Annotated in this window: 19 protein-coding genes and 1 pseudogene; 6 read left to right on the top strand and 14 right to left on the bottom strand. The window is 44.2% G+C overall.

Features of this window, described 5'->3' with window-relative positions; all coding sequences use genetic code 11:
• Positions 1 to 34 precede the first annotated feature (34 nt).
• On the bottom strand, positions 35 to 1,135 hold the full coding sequence (citA, locus tag MKY10_RS05085) for a citrate synthase CitA (RefSeq protein ID WP_041335618.1): 1,101 nt from the start codon (positions 1,133 to 1,135) through the stop codon (positions 35 to 37).
• 108 nt (positions 1,136 to 1,243) lie between these two features.
• Between citA and citR the strand changes: the two genes are divergently transcribed.
• Positions 1,244 to 2,119 carry a transcriptional regulator CitR gene (gene citR / locus MKY10_RS05080; RefSeq protein ID WP_003233357.1) on the top strand — a complete coding sequence of 292 codons (876 nt, stop codon included), beginning with the start codon at positions 1,244 to 1,246 and terminating at the stop codon, positions 2,117 to 2,119.
• A 70-nt stretch (positions 2,120 to 2,189) separates the two neighbouring features.
• Here citR and lytE read toward each other — a convergent pair whose 3' ends face one another.
• Positions 2,190 to 3,203: a peptidoglycan endopeptidase LytE gene (gene lytE / locus MKY10_RS05075; RefSeq protein ID WP_339226245.1), complete on the bottom strand. Its 1,014-nt coding sequence runs from the start codon at positions 3,201 to 3,203 to the stop codon at positions 2,190 to 2,192.
• Between the two features lie 530 nt (positions 3,204 to 3,733).
• Here lytE and phoA point away from each other — a divergent pair.
• Positions 3,734 to 5,119: an alkaline phosphatase PhoA gene (gene phoA / locus MKY10_RS05070; protein WP_080481039.1), complete on the top strand. Its 1,386-nt coding sequence runs from the start codon at positions 3,734 to 3,736 to the stop codon at positions 5,117 to 5,119.
• 29 nt (positions 5,120 to 5,148) lie between these two features.
• On the opposite strand, the gene spoVR is transcribed toward phoA, so the two are convergent.
• On the bottom strand, positions 5,149 to 6,555 hold the full coding sequence (gene spoVR / locus MKY10_RS05065) for a stage V sporulation protein SpoVR (protein WP_014479295.1): 1,407 nt from the start codon (positions 6,553 to 6,555) through the stop codon (positions 5,149 to 5,151).
• 30 nt (positions 6,556 to 6,585) lie between these two features.
• Between spoVR and MKY10_RS05060 the strand changes: the two genes are divergently transcribed.
• The 3 genes from MKY10_RS05060 (at position 6,586) to lytF (ending at position 10,410) form a co-directional block, all read left to right on the top strand.
• Positions 6,586 to 8,244: a mechanosensitive ion channel gene (locus tag MKY10_RS05060; protein WP_015252476.1), complete on the top strand. Its 1,659-nt coding sequence runs from the start codon at positions 6,586 to 6,588 to the stop codon at positions 8,242 to 8,244.
• A gap of 107 nt (positions 8,245 to 8,351) precedes the next feature.
• A complete protein-coding gene (gene nsrR, locus MKY10_RS05055) occupies positions 8,352 to 8,792 on the top strand; it encodes a nitric oxide-sensing transcriptional repressor NsrR (protein ID WP_014479293.1) in 441 nt (146 codons plus the stop codon).
• 151 nt (positions 8,793 to 8,943) lie between these two features.
• Entirely contained in the window at positions 8,944 to 10,410 is a 1,467-nt protein-coding gene (lytF, locus tag MKY10_RS05050; RefSeq protein WP_015252477.1) for a peptidoglycan endopeptidase LytF, read from the top strand.
• A gap of 41 nt (positions 10,411 to 10,451) precedes the next feature.
• Here lytF and MKY10_RS05045 read toward each other — a convergent pair whose 3' ends face one another.
• Complete coding sequence (locus MKY10_RS05045; protein WP_003233371.1) at positions 10,452 to 10,775, bottom strand: YqzG/YhdC family protein; 324 nt, start codon at positions 10,773 to 10,775, stop codon at positions 10,452 to 10,454.
• Positions 10,776 to 10,975: 200 nt separating this feature from the next.
• Between MKY10_RS05045 and MKY10_RS05040 the strand changes: the two genes are divergently transcribed.
• A complete protein-coding gene (locus MKY10_RS05040; RefSeq protein ID WP_003233373.1) occupies positions 10,976 to 11,218 on the top strand; it encodes a YhdB family protein in 243 nt (80 codons plus the stop codon).
• A 14-nt stretch (positions 11,219 to 11,232) separates the two neighbouring features.
• Here the strand turns inward: MKY10_RS05040 and yhdA are convergent, their stop codons facing one another.
• From yhdA to MKY10_RS04990, 10 genes and pseudogenes are all read right to left on the bottom strand, one after another.
• Positions 11,233 to 11,757 (bottom strand): FMN-dependent NADPH-azoreductase, encoded by a 525-nt coding sequence (gene yhdA / locus MKY10_RS05035; RefSeq protein WP_015252478.1) that lies wholly within the window; start codon positions 11,755 to 11,757, stop codon positions 11,233 to 11,235.
• Positions 11,754 to 12,401 carry a two-component system response regulator YhcZ gene (yhcZ, locus tag MKY10_RS05030; protein ID WP_015252479.1) on the bottom strand — a complete coding sequence of 216 codons (648 nt, stop codon included), beginning with the start codon at positions 12,399 to 12,401 and terminating at the stop codon, positions 11,754 to 11,756. The genes yhdA and yhcZ overlap by 4 nt, the downstream gene beginning before the upstream one ends.
• Positions 12,398 to 13,536, bottom strand: a pseudogene (gene yhcY / locus MKY10_RS05025) (two-component system sensor histidine kinase YhcY). Before yhcY ends, yhcZ begins: the two are co-directional and overlap by 4 nt.
• A gap of 148 nt (positions 13,537 to 13,684) precedes the next feature.
• A complete protein-coding gene (gene pgcA / locus MKY10_RS05020) occupies positions 13,685 to 15,430 on the bottom strand; it encodes a phosphoglucomutase (protein ID WP_048654841.1) in 1,746 nt (581 codons plus the stop codon).
• A 131-nt stretch (positions 15,431 to 15,561) separates the two neighbouring features.
• On the bottom strand, positions 15,562 to 17,229 hold the full coding sequence (gene glpD, locus MKY10_RS05015; protein ID WP_044052584.1) for a glycerol-3-phosphate dehydrogenase: 1,668 nt from the start codon (positions 17,227 to 17,229) through the stop codon (positions 15,562 to 15,564).
• A gap of 140 nt (positions 17,230 to 17,369) precedes the next feature.
• Positions 17,370 to 18,860 (bottom strand): glycerol kinase GlpK, encoded by a 1,491-nt coding sequence (gene glpK, locus MKY10_RS05010; protein ID WP_003233384.1) that lies wholly within the window; start codon positions 18,858 to 18,860, stop codon positions 17,370 to 17,372.
• An 18-nt stretch (positions 18,861 to 18,878) separates the two neighbouring features.
• A complete protein-coding gene (glpF, locus tag MKY10_RS05005; RefSeq protein ID WP_003233386.1) occupies positions 18,879 to 19,703 on the bottom strand; it encodes a glycerol uptake facilitator protein GlpF in 825 nt (274 codons plus the stop codon).
• Between the two features lie 178 nt (positions 19,704 to 19,881).
• On the bottom strand, positions 19,882 to 20,460 hold the full coding sequence (glpP, locus tag MKY10_RS05000) for a glycerol uptake operon antiterminator GlpP (RefSeq protein ID WP_003233388.1): 579 nt from the start codon (positions 20,458 to 20,460) through the stop codon (positions 19,882 to 19,884).
• Between the two features lie 27 nt (positions 20,461 to 20,487).
• The gene (locus MKY10_RS04995; protein WP_010886456.1) at positions 20,488 to 21,840 is read right to left on the bottom strand and encodes an aspartate aminotransferase family protein; all 1,353 of its coding nucleotides are present in this window, start codon (positions 21,838 to 21,840) and stop codon (positions 20,488 to 20,490) included.
• A gap of 418 nt (positions 21,841 to 22,258) precedes the next feature.
• Positions 22,259 to 23,800, bottom strand: a complete 1,542-nt coding sequence (locus tag MKY10_RS04990) for a bifunctional GNAT family N-acetyltransferase/carbon-nitrogen hydrolase family protein (protein ID WP_015252483.1) — start codon at positions 23,798 to 23,800, stop codon at positions 22,259 to 22,261.
• Positions 23,801 to 23,812 lie beyond the last annotated feature (12 nt).

Below are 23,812 nucleotides of genomic sequence, written 5' to 3'. Positions count from 1 at the left end.
CCACATGAAAGAAATGAATAAACGCCAAAATATGTTATGAAAGAACTTCCTCGGGAATGGCACCGGTATATTTCGCTGACGGGCGGAAAATCATGTTGTTTTCTGCCTGTTCCAGCACATGGGCGCACCACCCTACCATTCGGCTTGCTGAAAAGGTCGGAGTAAACAATTCATCGTCAAAATCGATGGCCTTCATCACTGCAGCCGCGTAAAATTCAACATTTGTGTATAGCTTTCGTCCCGGTTTGTAGATTTCTAGCAAACGAATCGCTTCTGCTTCTACATGCAGCGCAAGATCAAGATCACGGTCATTGCCGGCCACCTGTTCTGCTTTCTGTCTCAAAGCTTCTGCCCGCGGGTCTTTTGTTTTGTACACCCTGTGGCCGAATCCCATCAAGCGCTCTCCTTTTTCGAGTTTTTCTTTCAGATATGCTTCAGCATGTTCTTTTTCTCCAATGTCTTCAAGCATTTTTGTCACCGCAGAAGGAGCGCCTCCGTGCAGCGGACCTTTCATCGTGCCGAGAGCAGACGTGACGGCTGACACTAAATCACTCTCTGTTGATAACGTGACTCGTGCCGAAAAAGTGGATGCGTTCATGCCGTGCTCCATGGCCAGAATCATATAGGTTTCAAGCGCTTTCTTTTTTGCCTCTGAAGGCTGTTCGCCTGTGAGCATATAATAGTAGTTTTCGACATGTCCGTACTGGGAAGAAGGTGCAATTGCTTGTTCACCGCGCGTCCATCTTTTTCTGTATGCAATGATGGAAGGCGTGATTGCAATCAGCCGGATTGCTTCCTCTGTTTTCGGATGGAATGTGTACGTATTTTCCCCCAATGCTGAAACAACCGTTCTCAGCACCGACATATCGTCCATGTTGTTTGGCAGTGATTGAATCAAGCGCTCAATATGTTCCGGAAGATTCCGTTCCGCAGCCAGCTTATCTTTAAATACCTGCAATTCTTCAGTTGAAGGCAGTTTTCCAAATAAAATCAAATAAGCCGCTTCTTCAAAGCTGTGATTCAGTGCGATGTCTTTTGCATGATGTCCTCTGTAAATCAGACGCCCTTTTTCACCATCAATATGGCTGATGGATGTTTCTACACATGTAATTCCCTTTAATCCGTAATGTACCATTTGTATTCCCCCTATCCTTTTCTGTTATTATAGTAAATATAATATTTAAAAAATAATGAATATTTTAAAGGGAATTAATTAAAAATATTAATCAGAGGGAGAATAGAAATGGATTTCAAATGGCTTCACACCTTTGTGACCGCTGCAAAATATGAGAACTTCCGAAAAACGGCGGAAACGCTTTTCTTATCTCAGCCTACTGTGACCGTACATATCAAGCAATTAGAAAAAGAAATCAGCTGCAAGCTGTTCGAGCGTAAAGGCAGGCAAATCCAGCTGACTGATGAAGGCAGGGCGTATTTGCCGTATGCGCTCAGGCTTCTTGATGATTATGAAAACAGCATGGCAGAGCTTCACAGAGTGAGACAAGGCTACTCTCAAACCTTACAGCTCGCGGTTTCTCCGCTTATTGCAGATACAGTGCTTCCTTCTGTCATGAAGCGGTACACAGCAATGAATACGGAAACAGAAATGGCGGTTACGATTTTCGAATCAGCGGAAATCGCGTCACTGATTAAAGCCGGGGAAGCAGATATCGGACTAAGCTGTTTAAAGGTACAGTCTTCTTCTTTAAGCTGCCACTGCTTATACAAAGACCCTGTCGTCCTTGTTGCCCCGCCCGATAAGCGTTTCATAGAAGACAACGAAATTGATGCCAAAGAGGTGCTCGAACAATACCTGCTTTTGACCCACAATCATCCTGATTACTGGGACGACTTGCTCCGTCAAGTCAGAATGACATTTCCATTTGTGAGAACAATGAAGGTCACTCAAACACATATAACGAAACGGTTTATCAAGGAAGGACTCGGAGTTTCATTTCTGCCTTTATCTACAGTAAAGCGTGAGTTAGCAGAGAAACAGATGATCAGAATTCCTTATCAGTCTGTACAGCTGCCCTATGCCGGCGCTTACGCGATTGCCCTTTATGAAAATAAGAAAGAAAAAAAATTCTTGGATTTTTTATCACATTTTCATTTTTAGGAGCAACCAAAACGCCTGTGCTCCGTCTAATGAAAAAAACCCGTTCCAATGAACGGGTTTTCTCTAAAAATTAGAATCTTTTCGCACCGAGGTAACGAGGCTTCCAGTAGCTGTTGTTCAGGCTGCTGATTTGTACGCCGTCAGATCCTGCATGAATGAAACTGTTGTTTCCAATGTAAATCCCCATGTGAGAAGGGCCGGATTTATATGTTGTGAAGAAGACGAAATCACCAACAGACGGGCTGGCAATGCTCTTCATAGAACTCCAGTATCCTGCAGTGCTTGTTCTGCCCACACTTGTTTGTTTATTCAGTACGTACCAAATGAATCCGCTGCAGTCAAAGCCGGAAGTTGTCGTTCCGCCCCATTTATATGGCGATCCGACTAACGCTTTTGCATCAGAAACCAGCTTGCTCACATTAAGTGATGTAGATGACGTTTTGCTGCTTGAAGATGATGAAGATGATGAAGATGAAGCAGGTTTTGAGCTGCTTGTGCTTGTTCCTTTCACCTTCAATACTTGGTTGACATAGATTACATCTGATTTTAAGCCGTTTAAGCTTTTTAATTTGCTAACCGTAGTGCCGTATTTGCTCGCAATTTTAGAAAGGCTGTCTCCGCTCTTCACTTTATAAGTAGAAGTGGAAGACGATGACACTTTTGATGAGCTGGAGCTGCTTGAACTAGTTGAACCTTTCAGTTTCAGGACTTGTCCAACACGAAGCAAATCTGATTTTAAGCCATTCAGCTTCTTCAGTTCATTGATTGTCATGCCGTATTTTTTTGAAATTTTCCAAAGGCTGTCCCCGCTCTTTACTTTGTATGTAGAAGAAGAGGAAGAAGAACTGCTGCTTTTTGAACTTGTAGATTTGCCGTTAATCGATAAAGTTTGTCCCACATAAATAATGTCTGAACGAAGGTGGTTCTCTGATTTAATTTTACTGATCGTTGTGTCGTATTTTCTTGAAAGATCCCATAACGTGTCGCCTTTTTTCACCTTAATGCTTTGTGCAGATGCCGCTCCTGCAAATAACGTCGATCCTAAAACAACTGCTGTCGTAGCTGTAATGATTTGCTTTTTCATATTTTCCTCCCCAAATGTTAACTCTCTCTATATATGTATCTCTTTTTTTAATTAATCTTATTGATTTCTATTATAAGGATAGATTCCCATCAGAAATAGTCTTGACTTCATGTGACAAATTTCTTAATTATTCGTTCTAAAAAAAAGTTTTTAAGGGTATTAAATATTTCATTTTCGTTGCAAAGGTGACAAAAAACGAGTGCTTTTGTCATGTTTTATGGGATGTTTTTCAACATAAAGGAAATAAATGAAAAACTTTCGGGGTCGGCTCACATACCTGAAAAATGAGTGATAAAGAATATTCGAGGAGAGTTGCGGTTATCCGCAGTTTTTTTATTTAAACAAACATATCATGCAAAGACAGAGAGGTAAAGATTTTTCTGAAAAATGAATGCTTTACATCAAATAAGGCAAGATAACGAAAAGCGTTTTTTCATTTCCTTACAAGACTTTACTTATTGTTTACATGATCAACAGCCGCATTTAACAAAATTTCCCTAACATGATAAACGGAATACATTAAAGGAGGCATGAAAAAAATGAGTTTGTTTCAAAATATGAAATCAAAACTTCTGCCAATCGCCGCTGTTTCTGTCCTTACAGCTGGAGTCTTTGCCGGAGCTGAGCTGCAGCAAACAGAAAAGGCCAGCGCCAAAAAACAAGACAAAGCTGAGATCAGAAATGTCATTGTGATGATAGGCGACGGCATGGGGACGCCTTACATAAGAGCCTACCGTTCCATGAAAAATAACGGTGACACACCGAATAACCCGAAGTTAACAGAATTTGACCGGAACCTGACAGGCATGATGATGACGCATCCGGATGACCCTGACTATAATATTACAGATTCAGCAGCAGCCGGAACAGCATTAGCGACAGGCGTTAAGACATATAACAATGCAATTGGCGTCGATAAAAACGGGAAAAAAGTGAAATCAGTACTTGAAGAGGCCAAACAGCAAGGCAAGTCAACAGGGCTTGTCGCCACGTCTGAAATTAACCACGCCACTCCAGCCGCATATGGCGCCCACAATGAATCACGGAAAAACATGGACCAAATCGCCAACAGCTATATGGATGACAAAATAAAAGGCAAACATAAAATAGACGTGCTGCTCGGCGGCGGAAAATCTTATTTTAACCGCAAGGACAGAAACTTGACAAAGGAATTCAAACAAGCCGGCTACAGCTATGTGACAACTAAACAAGCATTGAAGAAAAATAAAGATCAGCAGGTGCTCGGGCTTTTCGCAGAGGGAGGGCTTGCTAAGGCGCTCGACCGTGACAGCAAAACACCGTCTCTCAAAGACATGACGGTTTCAGCAATTGATCGCCTGAACCAAAATAAAAAAGGATTTTTCTTGATGGTCGAAGGGAGCCAGATTGACTGGGCGGCCCATGACAATGATACAGTAGGAGCCATGAGCGAGGTTAAAGATTTTGAACAGGCCTATAAAGCCGCGATTGAATTTGCGAAAAAAGACAAACATACACTTGTGATTGCAACTGCTGACCATACAACCGGCGGCTTTACCATTGGCGCAAACGGGGAAAAGAATTGGCACGCGGAGCCGATTCTCGCCGCCAAAAAAACCCCGGAATTTATGGCAAAGAAAATCAATGAGGGCAAACCGGCAAAAGATGTGCTCGCCCGCTATACTGACCTTGACTTCACATCTGAAGAAATCAAAAGCGTTGAAGCAGCTGCACAGGCTGACAAAAGCAAAGGGGCCTACAAAGCCATCATCAAGATTTTTAATACTCGCTCCAACAGCGGATGGACGAGTACCGATCATACCGGCGAAGAAGTACCGGTATATGCGTACGGCCCCGGAAAAGAAAAATTCCGCGGATTGATTAACAATACGGACCAGGCAAACATCATATTTAAGATTTTAAAAACTGGAAAATAAAAAGGATGCAGAACGCTGCATCCTCTTTTTTATAAATATCTGCGGTGAACACCTTTTCCGTCGTACGAAAACATGACTTCCTTATCCTCAAGCACAGACTCAATGTGCACGCTTCTTCCCCAAAGCTGGAATAAATAAGGGAGCACTTTCTCCAAATATTTCAAATCTAACTCTATTCCTTCATACCAATGCTTAATATAGAGCTCGTTATTTTTCATATAATCGCCGTCGTTTACTGTCAAATATGGAAAACCGCCATTTACCCGCATGCTTACGAGCTGGTCGCGCACCGACTTCCACTGTTTATCGATGATTTTATAATCTCGGCCCTGTTTTTGAAACAAATAAAGATCCTCGCGCATGACTAATTCTTTGGTTAAATAATTGCGGATGAAAGAGATATCGGATTCAATCTCCCTGACCTCAAACATTTTCTCCCGGCCGGAGTCAGGCTGCACGCCCATTTTCTTCATTTCCTCCGTCGGGTTGTTGTACCTCTCCTCAATGTCTTCAAATATTTTTAGCCCTAAATAATAAGGATTAATGCCTGTTTTGGACGGCTGAACGACACCTGCATTCAGCTTGGCGAACTCGATCGCTTCATCAGAGGTTAAATCAAGCTCACGTATAATTCGCTGGTGCCAATAGGAAGCCCAGCCCTCATTCATAATCTTGGTTTCCAGCTGAGGCCAGAAATAAAGCATTTCCTCTCTCATCATCGTTAATATATCACGCTGCCATGGCTCCAGCTCCCGGGAATGCTCCTCGATAAAAAGCAGGATATCTTTTTCAGGCCGCGGCGGGAACGGTTTTTTCGATTTTTTCACTTGTTTTTTCGGTTTCTTTTCATCCAATGACCATAGATCATCGTAAGGCGTGGCTGCCTCTTCAATCTCCTCTTCCTCATCATCCACACTCCATTGGAGCTTTGGTCGGACCAACGACGGATCGATATGCTCCTGAATCGAAAGGATTGCATCTAAAAAAGATTCGACTTCTTTTATCCCGTGAACCTGTTCATAGTGTTTTATCCGTTCAGCTGTTGCCGCCATGCTTTCCACCATATCGCGCTTCGTGTTTTGGAAACGGCAGTTGTTTTTGAAGAAATCGCAATGGGCAAGAACGTGTGCGACAATCAATTTATTTTGGATCAGTGAGTTGCTGTCCAGCAAAAAAGCGTAGCATGGATCTGAGTTAATGACCAGCTCATAGATCTTACTTAACCCTAGATCATAGTGCAGCTTCATCTTATGAAACTGCTTGCCGAAGCTCCAGTGGCTGAATCTTGTCGGCATCCCGTACGCGCCAAATGTATAAATAATTTCAGCCGGGCAGATTTCATATCTCATCGGGTAGAAATCAAGGCCGAATCCTTTTGCAATTTCGGTAATTTCCTCAATTGCCCGCTGTAATCCCTTCTTCTCCTCCGCGTTCAACCGAATCCCCCCTACTTGGACTTATCTATAATGTATGAGCCCGCCATACAAAAGATGATAGTCTCACTCAGGCAAGAAAAAATTCCCCCGGCACATTCATCTGTTTGCTTATTGGATCAGTGGGTAAACACACACCATACTACGAAAAAGGAGCGATACCAATTGAATGTAGCAGACGTGCTTTCTACTTATCTCAGTAAGCTGCCAAACGTAATCATTGCTTTACTCGTCTTATTAATCGGCTGGGCTATTGCTAAAATCATTGAAAAAGCGGTATACAAAGGACTCAGCAAAACAAAAATCGACGACAAGCTCTTTGCTGGGAAAAAGCCTTCACGCTATTCCTCGGAAAAAGTCATAAGCAAGGTCGTTTATTTTATCGCACTGATCATCGTCTTTATTTTATTCTTTAACATTTTGCACCTGACAACAGTGGCATCGCCGTTTGTCAGTATGCTTTCGGCGATTGCAGCCGCGATCCCAAGCGTGCTGAAAGCTGGACTCATTCTGCTGTTAGGATGGGCTGCAGCCTCTGTTTTAAGCTTCCTTGTCAAAAAAATCGGGATGAAGCTGAACACGAGTGACAAACTGCGCAAGTGGAATTTGGTGTCTGAAGGAAAAGATATTCACCAGGCTGTCAATACCGCTTCACAAATTGTCTTTTATCTCGTGCTGCTTGTTTTTCTGCCAGGGGTCTTATCTTCTTTGAAAATCAGCGGCATTTCAGGTCCTTTTACAAATATGATGGAAAGCGTGCTCGCTTTTCTGCCGAAATTATTTGCAGCGGCGCTTATCGTATTAATCGGCTGGCTTGTTGCCCGCCTTGTCCGTGATATCATTACGAATTTCCTTGCAAGCATCGGCACGGAAAGATTCGCGGCACGTATGGGTTTATCAATTTACTTAAAAGACACAAGCCTTTCAGCAGTCATCGGAACAATCGCTTATGTGCTGATTATGATTCCGGTGGTCATTTCAGCGCTTGATCAGCTGGATGTCGCCGGCATTTCAAAACCAGCTGTCTCTATGCTGAATACGATTTTAAACATGCTTCCGAACATCATGATTGCCATCGTGCTTGTATTAGCGGGTATCTGGGCAGGAAAATGGGTGAAATCCATGGTGTCCGGACTGCTCCATCGCGCAGGCTTTGATTCTGTCTTAGGGAAAATGGGCATGGAAGCCGGAACGCCTGCAAAGCTGTCCTTGTCTCAAGTTGTCGGTATGATTGCGCAAATCATTGTCATTCTGCTCTTTACAGCTGAGGCGCTTCAAATTGTTCGGCTGCACTTCCTCGTAGAAATTGCCACTGGCATCATCGCGTATCTGCCGAATGTCCTTGTCGCAGTATTCATTCTCGGACTCGGCCTTTACGCAGGAGAATTGGTGAGAAAAGTGCTCTCAAGCATGATAAAAGGCCAGGAATTCAAGTCTTTAGCGCCTATTGCTAAATATACGATTATCGCACTTGCTTTCTTTATGGCCCTGGATCAGCTTGGTGTCGCTGCGACAATCGTCAATTCCGCGTTTATCATCGTTCTTAGCGGCTTCGCACTCGCTTTCGGTTTATCCTTCGGCCTTGGCGGTAAGGATTTTGCATCACGTTATCTGTCTACATTTGAACGCAAAATGCAAAACACAGAAATCGAAAAAAACCGTAAAAACCAAAATCCGCCGAATGACATGTAAGCAAAAAACATGCACCCAGCTGGGTGCATGTTTTTTTAATTCCTTTTTTTTCATTTTTCAATCGATTATGATAAGATATAGAAAATGTCTTATTCTGAGGTCTTATTATGAAGTTAACCAATTATACAGATTATTCATTAAGAGTGTTGATTTTTCTGGCTGCAGAGCGTCCCGGAGAACTTTCAAATATAAAACAGATTGCCGAAACGTATTCTATTTCAAAAAATCATCTCATGAAAGTCATATACAGGCTCGGCCAGCTCGGCTACGTAGAAACGATACGCGGACGGGGCGGCGGCATACGATTAGGCATGGAACCTGAAGACATCAACATCGGTGAGGTTGTCAGAAAAACGGAAGACGATTTTAATATTGTTGAATGTTTTGATGCGAACAAGAATCTCTGTGTTATTTCCCCGGTTTGCGGCTTAAAACATGTGCTGAATGAAGCGCTTTTAGCCTACCTCGCAGTTTTAGACAAATACACACTGCGCGACCTCGTCAAAAACAAAGAAGATATCATGAAGCTTTTAAAAATGAAGGAATAGATTAAGATTCCTTCTTTTTTATGCCCTTTTTCCCCCTTATTGTTAAGATAATTTGGCTATTTTTATAAAAAGGCAAAACGATGAGACAAATGTGCCGATATAAAAAAGAAACAGGAAATGCAAAATCATTGGGGGAAAAAGGAGAGCTAAGATGAAAAAGAAATTAGCAGCAGGGCTGACAGCATCTGCGATTGTCGGCACAACTTTAGTAGTGACACCAGCTGAAGCAGCAACGATTAAGGTCAAAAGCGGAGATTCTTTATGGAAACTGGCCCAAACCTATAACACAAGTGTGGCGGCCCTCACATCCGCCAATCATCTTTCGACTACTGTTCTGTCGATCGGCCAGACGCTTACTATTCCAGGCAGCAAATCCAGCACTTCTTCATCTACTTCAAGCTCAACAACCAAGAAGAGCGGAAGTTCTGTTTACACAGTGAAAAGCGGAGATTCACTTTGGCTGATCGCAAATGAGTTTAAAATGACCGTGCAAGAACTGAAAAAATTAAACGGACTAAGCAGCGATTTAATTCGTGCTGGGCAGAAATTAAAGGTGTCCGGTACTGTTTCTTCAAGCCCTAGTTCCAGTAAAAAAAGCAACTCTAATAAGAGTTCAAGCTCCAGTTCAAAAAGCAGTTCTAATAAGAGTTCAAGTTCCTCATCTTCTACGGGAACATATAAGGTGCAGCTTGGAGATTCACTCTGGAAAATTGCAAACAAAGTCAATATGTCCATCGCTGAATTGAAGGTCTTGAACAACTTAAAATCAGACACCATTTACGTGAATCAGGTGTTGAAAACAAAATCAAGCGGCTCTGATACGTCTTCTAAAGACACTTCATCCAAATCGAACCAAACTTCAGCAACAACTAAATATACCGTTAAAAGCGGTGATTCACTTTGGAAAATCGCAAACAACTATAACCTGACTGTACAGCAAATCCGAAATATCAACAATCTGAAATCAGATGTGCTTTACGTTGGACAAGTATTGAAGCTGACAGGTAAAGCATCTTCAGGCTCTTCATCATCGTCGTCTTCTTCGTCAAATGCAAGCTCCGGCACGACGACTACATACACGGTGAAAAGCGGTGATTCCTTATGGGTGATTGCACAAAAATTTAATGTAACAGCTCAGCAGATTCGTGAGAAAAACAATTTAAAAACGGATGTCTTGCAGGTTGGCCAAAAGCTGGTCATTTCCGGAAAAGCTTCATCATCGTCTTCATCCGGTTCTTCAAACACCACCAGCTCAACGAGTGCGAAGATTAACACAATGATTTCGGCCGCTAAAGCGCAGCTTGGGGTTCCATATCGCTGGGGAGGCACGACACCGTCCGGGTTTGACTGCAGCGGATTCATTTACTATGTACTGAACAAAGTCACATCCGTATCTAGATTAACGGCAGCGGGATATTGGAACACAATGAAATCAGTTAGCCAGCCTGCTGTCGGAGATTTTGTTTTCTTTACAACATATAAAGCCGGCCCTTCCCACGTCGGAATTTACCTAGGCAACGGGGAATTCATAAATGCCAACGATTCCGGAGTTGTCATTTCCAATATGAACAACTCTTACTGGAAACAGCGCTATCTCGGTGCAAAACGATATTTCTAAAAACAGAAACTGTGCGGCCTTAACGGCTGTACAGTTTTTTATTAGAGCCTAAAGACGTTGATGCTGATCATATGATTTGTCACCGGATGAAAATAGACTTCGGCCCGAACAGAAAAAGTGTCATCTTTTTGTCTGACTGTCACCCGAAAGACATCTTTCGTCTGCTGATCATTCACCTCTGTACGCCCCATATAAGCATAATCAGAAAATGAAGCGCCCTTATATTCATCCTGAATTTTGCTCCAGGCAAGCTGTTCCCACTTTTGAACGGACTCGTCTGTGTCCGTTGAATGACCTTTTGCAGCCATTGACACGATAATCAATCCGCAAAAAAGAAGCGCGATGGTATACGGCAGGGATTTCATTTTTTCAGTCTCCTGTACCCAGAATATATTCCCTCATAGGTTTACCAAAAGCGATATCTTCATTCAGGCATTTTGATTTTATGTCTCCCTCATATTGCTACCCCTTTACTGACGCAGACGGCAAGTTTTGCCCCGTCAATAACAGAGGATGCGGCATAAACTAATCATGAACTTCTCACCCAAGAAAGGAGAAGCGATTCATGGATTATGCCGATTACGATAAAGCGCTTTATTACACCCATCGTTCTCAATGGGATAATTTATTAATTTTAATGGTGCGTACAGAGGACGATTTGTTATCAAAACGAATTGAGCATTTTCTGCATGCGTATCATTTTGAACAGGATTACGCCGTTTTAGAAAAGATGCTGTATTCCCTTCTCCGATATATTGATCATGCCACAGAGCTGACTTATGAAGATCAAATAGCCCTCCTCACATAAACAAATCCCGGCGTTTAGACGCCGGGATTTCCTACTTTTGCGAACATGCTGAGTTCTTCGACAAGCTCTTTTATGCTTTCCTTAATGTTTTCAGCCACTGTAGCATTTTCAACATCAATATGCACCGGATCAAGCACCAGCTGCTTCGGAATGACATTGGCGTAGACACCCCGCATCACAGTTCTCATATTGTTCAGCGCATTGATGCCGCCTTTTCCGCCTCCCGCTACTGCCAATAATGCAACGGGCTTATATTTGAATTGTTCGCTGCTTAGAAAATCCAAGGCATTTTTTAAAGCGCCGCTCATGCCGCTGTGATATTCAGGCGATAATAATACAATCGCATCCGCTTTCGTAACGCGTTGCTTAAGCTCCTGTACTTTCAACAGTTCAGATTGTTCCGCTTCACCGTTAAAAACGGGCAATACAAACTCGCTTAGATCAATCAAATCCGTGTGATACAGAGCTGAAATATAGGATGCTGCAATTCTTGTTCTGCCATGTTTTCTAGGCGTGCCATTTATGACTAACATGTTCATTTCGAGATCTCTCCATTCAGATTATATTTCACTGCGAAAAGCGCTGCTTGCGTGCGGTCGGCCACTTCAAGTTTTGCTAAAAGATTCGATACATGGGTTTTTACTGTTTTTTCTGAAATAAACAAGGCTGCTGCGATTTCTTTATTGCTTTTCCCGTTTGCTATTTCAGTCAGAACGTCTTTTTCCCTTCTTGTTAATTGATAGTATTTTTCTTTTTCCGGGTCGTGCTGATTTTTCATATGTGTCAGCACATGGGGCATAATAGCTGTAGAAAGCTTGTATTCGCCAGCATGCACTTGTCTTAGTGTTTTCACCAATTCCTCGGGCTCCGTATCCTTTAATTGATACGCCTTCGCGCCTGCCTGAAGCGCGGGGATGACGTGCTCCTGATCAGAGTAGCTCGTCAGCACAATGATATTCGTATCCGGAAATTGCTGTATTGCTTTTTTAATGGCTTGAATGCCGTCCATCTCGGGCATAGACAGATCCATTAGCACAAGATCCGGCTTTGTCTCTTCGATGACACGGAGAGCTTCTAATCCAGTTGCAGCTTCTCCGACAACTTCAATATCATCCTGGGTGGCAAAGAAAAAACGCAGACCCTTTCTGACAACATGATGATCATCAGCAATGACAATTTTCATACCGCCCCTCCTTTTCGGCTTTTTAGCGGAAGCCTGATGGACAGCTTTGTTCCAGTTCCAAGCGCTGACTCAATCCAAAACTTAGCTCCGGCTTTTTCCGCCCGTTCTTTCATACCCTTGATGCCAAGTGAAGGCAGACCGGCATGCGCTTCATAGCGAAATCCCGCCCCATGATCGATGATATCCAGCTCCGCATGGCACAAAGAAGCAGTCAGACTAACATAAGCCGTATCCGTTCCGGCATGCTTTTTGCAGTTATTTAAAGCTTCCTGTACGACACGCCATAGCATATGCTCCTGCTCATCAGTCAGAACAGGACTGCCTTTTTGTGTAAAAATGATCTTCAATCCAATGAGCGCACCATAACTTTTAATGGCTTCAGCCAGCCTTTTTCCAATCCTCCGGGGCGAAGCTGCCAAATTAACGCTTTCATTTCTGCGAGCGCGTCCTGTGATAGGTTTTGGATGAAATCAATCATCTGCTGTAAATTCTCATCTTTTGTTAGTGTCTTCGCAGCTTTGGCAGTTAAACTGACGGAAAACAGCATTTGATTGACTGAATCGTGAAGCTCCTGAGCGAGGCGGTTACGCTCCATTAAAAGAGCATTTTTTTGTTGATATTCAGAAAGCCTCATACGCTGGATTGCCGTTCCGATCTGAAAGGCGACAGACTCGAGTAAATGCAGCTCTTCCTCATCAAACATGGTTTTTCCGGCCGCCGCTACATTTAACAATCCGAATCTTCTGTCCCCGTCTTCTAAAGGCACAGTTGCATGATGCGTAATCCCTTCTGTGTCAAAACAATGCAGGTTTTCTGCTGATTCGATGCGTTTGCAGTTCATGATATTTGCAGCCTTTCTAAGCCCTCCGTTATTGAATTTCGTCAGACAGTAACACTCCCCTTCGCACATCAGCACTTTTTCCTTGCGGCTTAAAGCCGGGGGCAGATAAGCGTCGGCCGCTAACGTATAAGACCCATCTTCTTCGATCAGAAAAATCCATCCGGATTGAAGATTTGTCAGACTCAGCAACTCTTTTAAAACCTCATCCAGTGTTGCTTTGATATCGTGCCCTTGATTTAAGGTTTCCGCAATCGTTTTCAGCGTTTTTAATTTTTCCATCCTCGTTTTGCTCACGTTTCTCACTCCGGCATTGATCTTGTATTTAAGATTATACCAGTTTTTTGTATTTCATTACTTCACTTGTAGGATGATTTTCTTTCAGACTTTTGGATGAGAAAGAGAAAAAGCCGGATCATTTACAATGACCCAGCTCATACTTGAATTATTTTGCTGTTGACTCAACAATTTCATCCACCGTCTTCATTACACCTTCAGAAAGGGAGGCAAGACGCTGTTCACTGTCTTCCAAAGATGACCCTTTTACGGCGAAATAAAATTTCACCTTCGGCTCAGTTCCTGAAGGACGAAGACAGAACCAAGACCCGTCTTCCAGGAAGTATTTCAATACATTTGATTTTGGCAAGTCGATGGCTTCTTCTTTGCTTTCAGTCAGAAGCGTCCGTTTGCTTACAGCGTAATCTTCTGCTGTGACAACCTGTTTGCCCGCCATTTTCTGCGGCGGATTTTGTCTGAAGGAAGCAAGAATCGCTTCAATTTGCTCTGCTCCTTGTTTGCCTTTCAGCGTCAGGGATTTCAGCCCTTCACGATAAAAACCATACTCGTTAAAGAGATTGATGAGCGCCTCATACAAAGACATTCCCTGTTTTTTATAGAACGCGCAAACTTCAACTGCCAAAAGCGCAGCCTGAATGGCGTCCTTATCGCGGGCAAAATCCCCGATTAAATAACCGTAGCTCTCTTCATAACCGAATTGGAAGGTATACTGGCCTGATGCTTCGTATTCCTTGATCTTTTCACCGATAAACTTAAAGCCTGTCAGCGTATCAATCGTATCAAGGCCGAATGAAGAAGCTACAGCACGGCCGATTTCGCTTGTGACGATCGTTTTGAGAACAACACCGTTATCAGGCAGGATGCCTTGTTTTTTCTTTTCAGAAAGCAGGTAATGAAGCAGCAGCGCTCCGGTTTGGTTTCCTGTCAGCACTGTATATTTGCCTTGATCGTTTTTCACCGCGATGCCGAGGCGGTCAGCATCAGGATCTGTCGCGATGAGAATATCTGCATTCTGCTCCTCCCCAAGCTTAATGGCATATTCGAATGCCGCATGCTCTTCCGGGTTCGGCGATGTAACAGTGGAGAAGTTTGAATCCGGCAGTTCCTGTTCTTTGACAACCGTTACATTTTTGTAGCCGAGTGCTTCAAGACCGCGTCTGACCGGTTTATTTGCAGTTCCGTGCAGCGGTGTGAAAACAACCTTTACATCTACTTCTTTCGATAATTCAGGATGTACAGAAATGGACGTCAGTTTTTCTGTATAAACTTTATCAATATCTTCACCGATGATTTTGATTAAGCCTTTTTCTTTTAACTTATTTTCTTCGTCCACTGTGATCGTCAGCTCATTTTCAATCGCGTTTACCTGCTCAATGACGATGTCCGCTTCCTTTGGAGGCAGCTGGCCGCCATCATCCCCGTATACTTTGTAGCCGTTATATTCAGGCGGGTTATGGCTTGCCGTTACCACAATTCCCCCATAAGCGTTCAGCTGTCTGACAGCGAATGACAGCTCTGGCGTCGGGCGAAGCTCATCAAACACGTATGTTTGGATGCCTTGTGTCGCAAGTGTTTTTGCCGCTTCCATCGCGAACTCCGGAGATTTATGGCGGGAATCATAAGCAATGACAACGCCCCGTTTTTTCGCTTCCTCACCTTGCTTCGAGATGTATGCCGCAAACCCGGCCGATGCTTTGCGCACAGTGTAAATATTCATCCGATTTGTCCCGGCGCCGATTTCCCCGCGCATTCCGCCGGTACCGAATTCAAGGTCTTTATAGAAACAGTCCTCAAGGGCCTGTTCATCTCCCTCTAATTCAATAAGGCGCTCTTTTAATTCCGGATCTAAATGTTCTGTCTGTTTCCAGCGTTCATAGCTCTTTCTCCAAGTCATATTCGTCCTCCTATGTATCAGCTTATGCCATTATTTTATATGAAGCGGGTGCCTCTGTCACTTGATAACCTGAGATCTGGCCCTTTCGGCACGTAAAAAGAAATAACGGGCTGCAGACAGCCCGTTATGATTTATTGCTCAAGCGGTACGACCGCATCGTGTAAAAGCTTGTTGAGGTTTTCTGTATGTTTGTTTTTCGCCTGCTCACCCCATTGGAATCGCTCGCTCATAAAATCAATAACGGCATCTTTATATGTTCTTACCCAATTGATATCAAAAAATAAACGTCCCGTTCTGCGGACAAAGAAGTCAGCAGGGGTTGCAGTCATCTCTTCTTCTATACTGTATTCTGCCTCAGCAAGAATATGAACCGGAATGTTGCGTTTCGCGGCCTCATCTTTCAGCGCTTCTACCCGGTCAAAGACGCGATCTACGTTAGAGCCGTATCTGATTGCCAGCTGTTTTGCGTCTTTTTCTGATAAACCGGCTGCAATTCCTTCTTTTGTTTTCGCGGTAACGAAGGACATGAGATTTTTCGAACCGCCGACGTGCCCGCCAGAGATTGGCATGTTTTTCGTTTTACATGGTCCAAAATCCTTTTCGCCCTCTTCTTTTAAGCGATCACGGACAAGATCAACGATGTGCTCCGCCATTTTTCTGTATCCAGTCAGTTTTCCGCCGGCAATGGTGATCAGGCCTGAGTCAGATGTCCAAATCTCGTCTTTCCGTGAAATTTCAGAAGGATCTTTGCCTTCTTCATGAATCAGCGGACGCAGCCCCGCCCAGCTGGATTCGATGTCATTCGCAGTGATATTCAGTTCCGGGAACATGTAATTGATTGATTTGATGACATAATCACGATCCTCCGTTGTCATCCGCGGATGCTCCAGCGCCTCTTTGTAAACAGTGTCTGTTGTTCCCACGTATGTTTTGCCTTCACGAGGAATCGCAAATACCATCCGGCCATCAGGTGTATCGAAATATACAGCCTGTTTCAGCGGAAAGACAGACTGGTCAAATACAAGGTGAATGCCTTTTGTATGCTGCAAATGCTTTCCGTTTTTCGAATGGTCTTTTTCTCTGAGCTGATCGACCCAAGGGCCTGTAGCATTGACAATTTTTTTCGCATACACTTTATATTCTTTCTTTGTCAGCACATCTTCAATTAATACGCCGACGGCTTTGCCTTTTTCGTAAAGAAGCTCCTTCACTTTGGAGTAATTCACAGGCTCTGCCCCGAATTTCACCGCTTCCTTCATGACTTCGATGGTCAGTCTCGCATCGTCAGTGCGGTATTCCACATAGTACCCGCCGCCTTTTAAGCCGTCTTTTTTTACCAAAGGCTCTTTTTGCAGCGTTTCTTTTGCTGAAAGCATGCTTCTTCGTTCTGACTTTTTCACACCTGCAAGGAAGTCATAAACCCTTAACCCGATTGATGTTGTAAATGAACCGAATGTGCCGCCTTTATGAAACGGAAGCAGCATCCATTCCGGTGTAGTGACATGCGGGCCGTTTTCATAAACAATCGCCCGCTCTTTTCCTACCTCAGCGACCATTTTCACTTCAAATTGTTTTAAATAGCGCAAGCCGCCATGTACCAGCTTCGTTGATCGGCTTGATGTTCCCGCCGCAAAGTCCTGCATTTCGCTTAGTGCGACCTTCATTCCCCTTGATGCCGCGTCAAGAGCTGTTCCGGCTCCTGTAATTCCTCCTCCGATAATAAATAGGTCATATGTTTTTTTCGTCATGTCTGTCAGCATGCGATCTCTTTCAAGACTTGAAAATTGATGTTTCATCATTACGTTTCCTCCTTGTTGTCACGGTAAATAGAAAAAGAGACCACAACAGCCAAAGTGCATGCTTACACTTTGGTGCTGTGGTCTCTCCTCATCTCAGGACCGTTCTTATTAACTTGTAACCATTATACCATAGTATTACTTTATTTAAAAGCCATAGCTGCTTTCACGGCTTTTTGCCAGCCTTTATACAGCTCATTTCGTTTTTCTTCTTCCAATTCAGGCTCAAACCGTTTATCCAGATTCCACTGGTTCGCGATTTCAGAACGGTCCTTCCAGAATCCCACAGCGATACCTGCCAAATAAGCCGCGCCAAGTGCAGTCGTTTCATTAATTTCCGGGCGCTCCACAGGAACATTCAACAGGTCTCCTTGGAACTGCATTAGGAAATTGTTTTTTACAGCTCCTCCGTCTACACGAAGCGTCTTTAATGAAATGTTTGAATCTGCTTCCATTGCGTCAAGCACATCTTTTGTCTGATAAGCCAATGACTCCAGTGTCGCACGGATAAAGTGCTCTTTTGTTGTCCCTCTTGTCAGGCCGAAAACCGAACCGCGCACATCGCTGTCCCAGTAAGGCGTTCCCAGTCCGACAAAGGCCGGAACGACATACACGCCGTCAGTTGAATCCACTTTTTCTGCATAAGATTCGCTTAGCGATGAATCCTGGAACATTCTCAAACCGTCTCTAAGCCACTGGATGGCAGAGCCTGCGACAAAAATGCTTCCTTCTAACGCATAGTTCACTTTTCCGTCAATGCCCCAAGCGATTGTTGTCAAAAGCCCATGTTCGGACTTAATTGCTTTTTCCCCGGTATTCATCAGCATGAAACATCCTGTGCCGTAAGTGTTTTTCCCCATGCCTTCTTCAAAGCATGCCTGGCCGAACAATGCGGACTGCTGGTCGCCTGCCGCTCCAGCAATCGGGATATTTTTTCCGAAGAAGTGATAATCAACAGTCTCCGCATACACATGAGAGGACGGCTTCACTTCAGGGAGCATGGATTTCGGTACGCCTAGAATGTCGAGCAGTTCATCGTCCCATTTTAAATCGTAAATATTAAACATCAGTGTTCTTGAGGCATTGGAGTAATCGGTCACATGCGCTTTTCCGCCTGACATTTTCCAAATGAGCCACGTATCAATCGTTCCAAACAGCAGCTCGCCTTTTTCCGCTTTTTCTCTCGCGCCTTCCACATTGTCTAAAATCCACTTCACCTTCGTGCCGGAGAAGTATGGATCGATTAAAAGCCCAGTTTTTTCTCTGAATTTATCATTATATCCTTTTTCACGAAGTTCCTCACAAATGCCGGACGTCTGTCTGGACTGCCAAACGATTGCATTATAGACAGGACTTCCTGTATCTTTATCCCACACAACCGTCGTCTCGCGCTGGTTCGTGATGCCGATGCCGGCAATTTGAGAAGCGCTGATTCCTGATTCAGAGATGACTGAGGCGATAACCGCGAGGACAGAGCCCCAAATTTCATTGGCATTATGCTCAACCCAGCCAGGATGCGGGAAGTATTGTGTAAATTCCTTTTGAGCAGAGTGGACAATTTTGCCTTCTTTATTAAACAGAATCGCTCTTGAACTTGTCGTCCCCTGATCTAAGGATAAAATGTACGTTTCCATAAGATGTCTCCCCTTTGTTTAAATATATTTAGAATTTGATAATGTTTTAGCAGAATGTGATTTCGTATAAACATAGAGTCCTAACAATACCACAACCAATATAACGCTTACAATCCAGAAGCTGCTTGTGATGTGCCCTTTAAATGCAGCGTTGTAAAATACGCCGCCGAATGATCCGCCTAAAATCGGGCCGACTACCGGAACCCATGCATATTTCCAGTTTGATGAGCCCTTCCCCGGAATCGGAAGAAAAGCGTGGGCTATCCGCGGACCTAAGTCACGTGCAGGATTGATAGCATAGCCGGTGGTGCCTCCCAGAGAAATACCGATTGCTACAATGAGGAAACCGACGATTAAAGGATTAAGTCCTTCTGTAAATTGATTTGCCCCAATGGCCAAGATTCCAAGCACAAGGACAAATGTCCCAATCACTTCGCTTAAAACGTTTGCAAATGTATGCGGAATGCTGGGCCCTGTTGAGAAAACACCCAGCTTGGCAGCGGGATCATCCGTTGACTTCCAGTGCGGGAGGTAATGCAGATAAATAATCACCGCACCGATGATCGCTCCGATCATTTGCGCCGCAATATAAACCGGAACCTCTTTCCAAGGAAAATCTCCTACAAATGCAAGCGCTATCGTTAGCGCCGGATTCAAATGGGCACCGCTGATGCCGCCAACCGCGTATGCCGCCATTGCAACACCCAATCCCCATCCAAATACAACAACAATCCAGCCAGACTGGAATGAAAGCGATTTCTTTAAATTGACACCTGCACAAACACCTGCACCAAAAATGATAAGCAGCATCGTACCGATGACTTCTCCCCAAAATGCTGTCATAGCACATTCCTCCTAAAGTCACGATTAAAAAGCATGATAGAGAAGAAGAGAATAAAAAAACCACAACAAACCGCTTTACGGGTGCATAAACATTTGCCGTAAAGAGCTGCTGTGGTCTCCGAGTTCTCCATCACAATGTATTAACCTAGTGCAATTGTATCAGTGCATGAAAGCGGTGTCAATCACTTTCCGTCAAAAAGTTTTCATATTTTTTCCACAATTTGGTATTAGATGTTGTGACAGCTACAGCCCCCGCTTTCAATGCCTGCTCTACATCCTCTTCCGTACGGATGAAACCCCCGGCAAAGATGGGAATCCCTGTTTTCTCTTTTATTTCCTGAATGAGTGACGGAACGATGCCGGGAAGCACTTCGATGAAGTCAGGCTTATGCTTGCCGATAAACTCCATGCTTTTCTCCATCGCGCTTGTATCAAGCAAAAACAGGCGCTGAATGGCATAAATTTTCTTCTGCTTCGCTTTGGCAATCACATTCGATCTTGTGGAAATAATCCCAGCGGGCTTGATATCCTGGCATATAAATTCCGCACCGTATTCGTCATGCTTAATCCCTTGAATGAGATCGACGTGCACCATCATGTTCTTTCCGTGCTTTTGCGCTTCTTTGATCACGCCCTTCAGCTGGCCGAGATGAATATCAAGAATAACACCGTAAGAGAACGAACTGTTCAAAAACTCATCAAATTGCTTCATATTGCGAATAGCCGGTAAGATCGGCTGGTTGTGAAAACTCATCATGTGCTCCTTTAATAATTCACTTTTATATTATATCGTTTGAAAGCTTTCTTTCACCGTTTTCACGATAAAGGAAAGGTCCTCTTCTGTCAGGCAAAATGGCGGCGCAAGCTGGATGACATTGTTGTAGCCGGCGACTGTATCGCCGTTTTTGCCGATGATCAGCCCTTTTTCTTTGCACGCTGCAACCACTTGGTTTACTTTGGCGGCATCAGCCGGCTCTTTAGTCAATTTGTCTTTGACGAGTTCGATTCCGATCAGCAGCCCTTTTCCTCTAACATCCCCGACTGCCGGGTGTTCTCTCAGAGCTTGAAGCTCACCTAAAAGCTTTGCTCCAAGATCACGGGATCGCTGAATCAGCTGTTCGTCCTCCATAATTTGCAGGTTTTTCAACGCCAAAGCACAGGCAGCCGGGCTTCCGCCGAACGTGTTCACGTGGCGGAAACGGTCATAAGGAGCTTCCCCCTGATACGCTTCGAAAATGTCCCGTTTCACAGCAGTCGCTGACAATGGCAGATACGCGCTTGTGATTCCCTTTGCCATCGTAATGATATCAGGCTTCACACCGTAGTGCATAAACCCGAACGGCTCACCTGTCCGTCCAAACCCGCAGATCACTTCATCGCAAATCAAAAGGGCTCCGTGGCGCCGGCAAATGTCCTCCACCTTCTTCATATATCCGTCCGGCGGCATTAGGATGCCTCCGCCTGTAATGATGGGCTCCATAATGACCCCGGCAATCGTTTCGCTTAATTCCCATGTCATGATGCGGTCGATTTCATTTGCGCTTTCAAGCGTGTCTGCATCATCAGGATTCCGGTATATATCTGGCGGAGCTGCATGCAGGAACCCTTGGCTCAAAGGCTCGTATTTATATTTCCGCTGCGCCTGTCCGGTAGCTGAGAGCGCTCCCAATGTATTGCCGTGGTATGCCCGATATCTTGAGATGAATTTATAACGGCTGTGGTCGCCGTTTTGCAGATGGTACTGGCGGGCAATTTTAAAAGCAGTTTCGTTTGCTTCCGATCCGCTGTTGGAAAAAAAAATAACATAATCGCCGCCAAGCCATTCATTCAGCTTTTCCGCCAGTTGAATTGCGGGTGCGTGACTTTGCGTTAACGGGTAGTAAGGCAGCTCCTTTAGTTGCTCATAGGCAGCCTCCGCAAGCTCCTTTCTGCCGTAACCAATGTTGACGCACCACAAACCGGACATCGCATCCAAATAGCGGCGTCCGTCTGTGTCGGTTACCCAGGCCCCTTCGGCCTTCTGGGCTATCAGGCTGTCCGCTTGATGCGCTCCCTTCATGGCATGCCACACAAATTGCTCATCTTTTTGCTTTAATCCCTGATTTTGCTGAATGTTTTCCATCCCCATCATCTCCATTTCATTAGCGTTCCCTATAATGCCAATTCAATTGAAACAGACCTTCTCTTTATGTGATGTCTTGGTGATGATTTCCCTGCCTTCAATATAAAGCCAGACCGGGTCAGAGTCAATAAACCGCGTAAATAATAAAACATCCCCTTTCTCAAGAAGAAAGAGGATGCAGCTTCCAAAGCAAAACAGGCAAAGTGACAATGCTCCAGCATCATACTAATAAAGGTCGCACTCGAAACAACTTGGACAGCCATTGCAATAGCAATGTGAAGCCTAGCCGTTTTCTGTATGATATAGGAAATGGCGAAAATACAGAAACTCCATAAGGCACCTCCACTATACCTACTTTTATTTTAAAGATAGCACCTAAACAATTCCGCTTTTGTTTTAAAAAACCCGCCTGAATTGGCGGGTTTTTTGGGAATTATTTTTTATATTGAATATGATAAATATCACGCCGTCTGTCTTTTAGCTGGCGCACTGTACCGTTTTGGCGCTGTCTTCTGAGAATTTCCAGGTCAACATCGCCGATGACGACCATTTCAATATTCGGGTTTGTTTCGCCGACAATGCCGTCTCGGGCGAATTCAAAATCAGACGGGGCAAAGATGCCTGACTGGGCGTATTGGATATCCATGTTTTCCGTTTGCGGAAGGTTTCCGACCGTTCCAGAGATAACCGTATAAATTTGATTTTCAACCGCTCTAGCCTGCGAACAGTATCTGACACGTAGATAGCCTTGACGGTCTTCTGTACAAAATGGCGTAAAGATGATTTTGGCTCCTTTATCAGCCGCAATCCGGGCAAGCTCAGGAAATTCAATGTCATAACAGATCTGGATCGCGATTTTCCCGCAGTCCGTATCAAACACGCGAACTTGGTCTCCTGCGCTGATCCCCCACCATTTGCGTTCATTCGGCGTAATATGGAGTTTGTATTGCTTCTCGATCGTTCCGTCCCGTCTGAACAGGTAAGCGATATTATAGATCTTGCCTTCCTCTTCGACGAAATGAGATCCGCCGATAATGTTGACGTTATACTTCACAGCCAAGTCAGTAAACAGGCTGATGTAATCTTCTGTATACTCAGTAATTCTCTGCACCGCCAAGCTCGGTGACCGTTCCTCAAGGAAGGACATCAGCTGGGTTGTGAAAATTTCCGGGAACACCGCAAAATCAGATCTTGCGTCTGAAGCAACATCGACATAGTATTCTACTTGATTCGCAAATTCCTCAAAGGAATAAATTTTCTTCATTTCGTATTGAATCACACAAATTCTAACAGGGAACGCCGATTTATAATAGCGTTTTGTCTGCTGCGGTAGATAATCCACATTATTCCATTCCATCAGCGTCGCATACTTGATCGAAGCTGTATCATCCGGGAGATAGTTCGGGTTAATTCGCATAAGGGTAAAGCCGTTCATCAGCTGAAAAGAAAGAACCGGATCGTAAATTTGGTGGCGTGTCACCTGTTCAACATACTCTCTCGCTGTCATTTCCTCTGCATATTTGTGATAGTTTGGAATCCGTCCGCCTATGATGATGCTTTTCAGGTTTAAGCGTCTGGCTAAGTCCTTTCTCGCCTCGTACAAACGGTGGCCGATCTTCATTCGTCTGTACTTCGGGTCCACCATGACTTCAATTCCGTACATATTCAAGCCGTCAGGATTATGGTTGGTGATATAACCGTCATCTGTAATGTCCTGCCATGTATGGCGGTCATCATATTCATCAAAGTTAATCAGGAGACTTGAGCACGAACCGATAATTTCACCTTCGAATTCTGCACAAAACTGCCCTTCTGGAAAATGCTCCAAATGGCTGATTAAATGCTCTCGCTTCCAAGGTTCCATCCCCGGAAAGCAGTCCTTTTGAAGATCGATAATCTTCTCGATGTCTTTCTCTTCGATATTGCGGATAACCATTTTCTTTTCAAACCGGGTCAAATCTAATTTCTCAGACAACCTACTCGCTCC

Source organism: Bacillus sp. FSL P4-0290, from assembly GCF_037975435.1.
GTDB lineage: Bacteria > Bacillota > Bacilli > Bacillales > Bacillaceae > Bacillus > Bacillus subtilis.
This window is presented reverse-complemented; position numbering and strand designations above follow the sequence as displayed.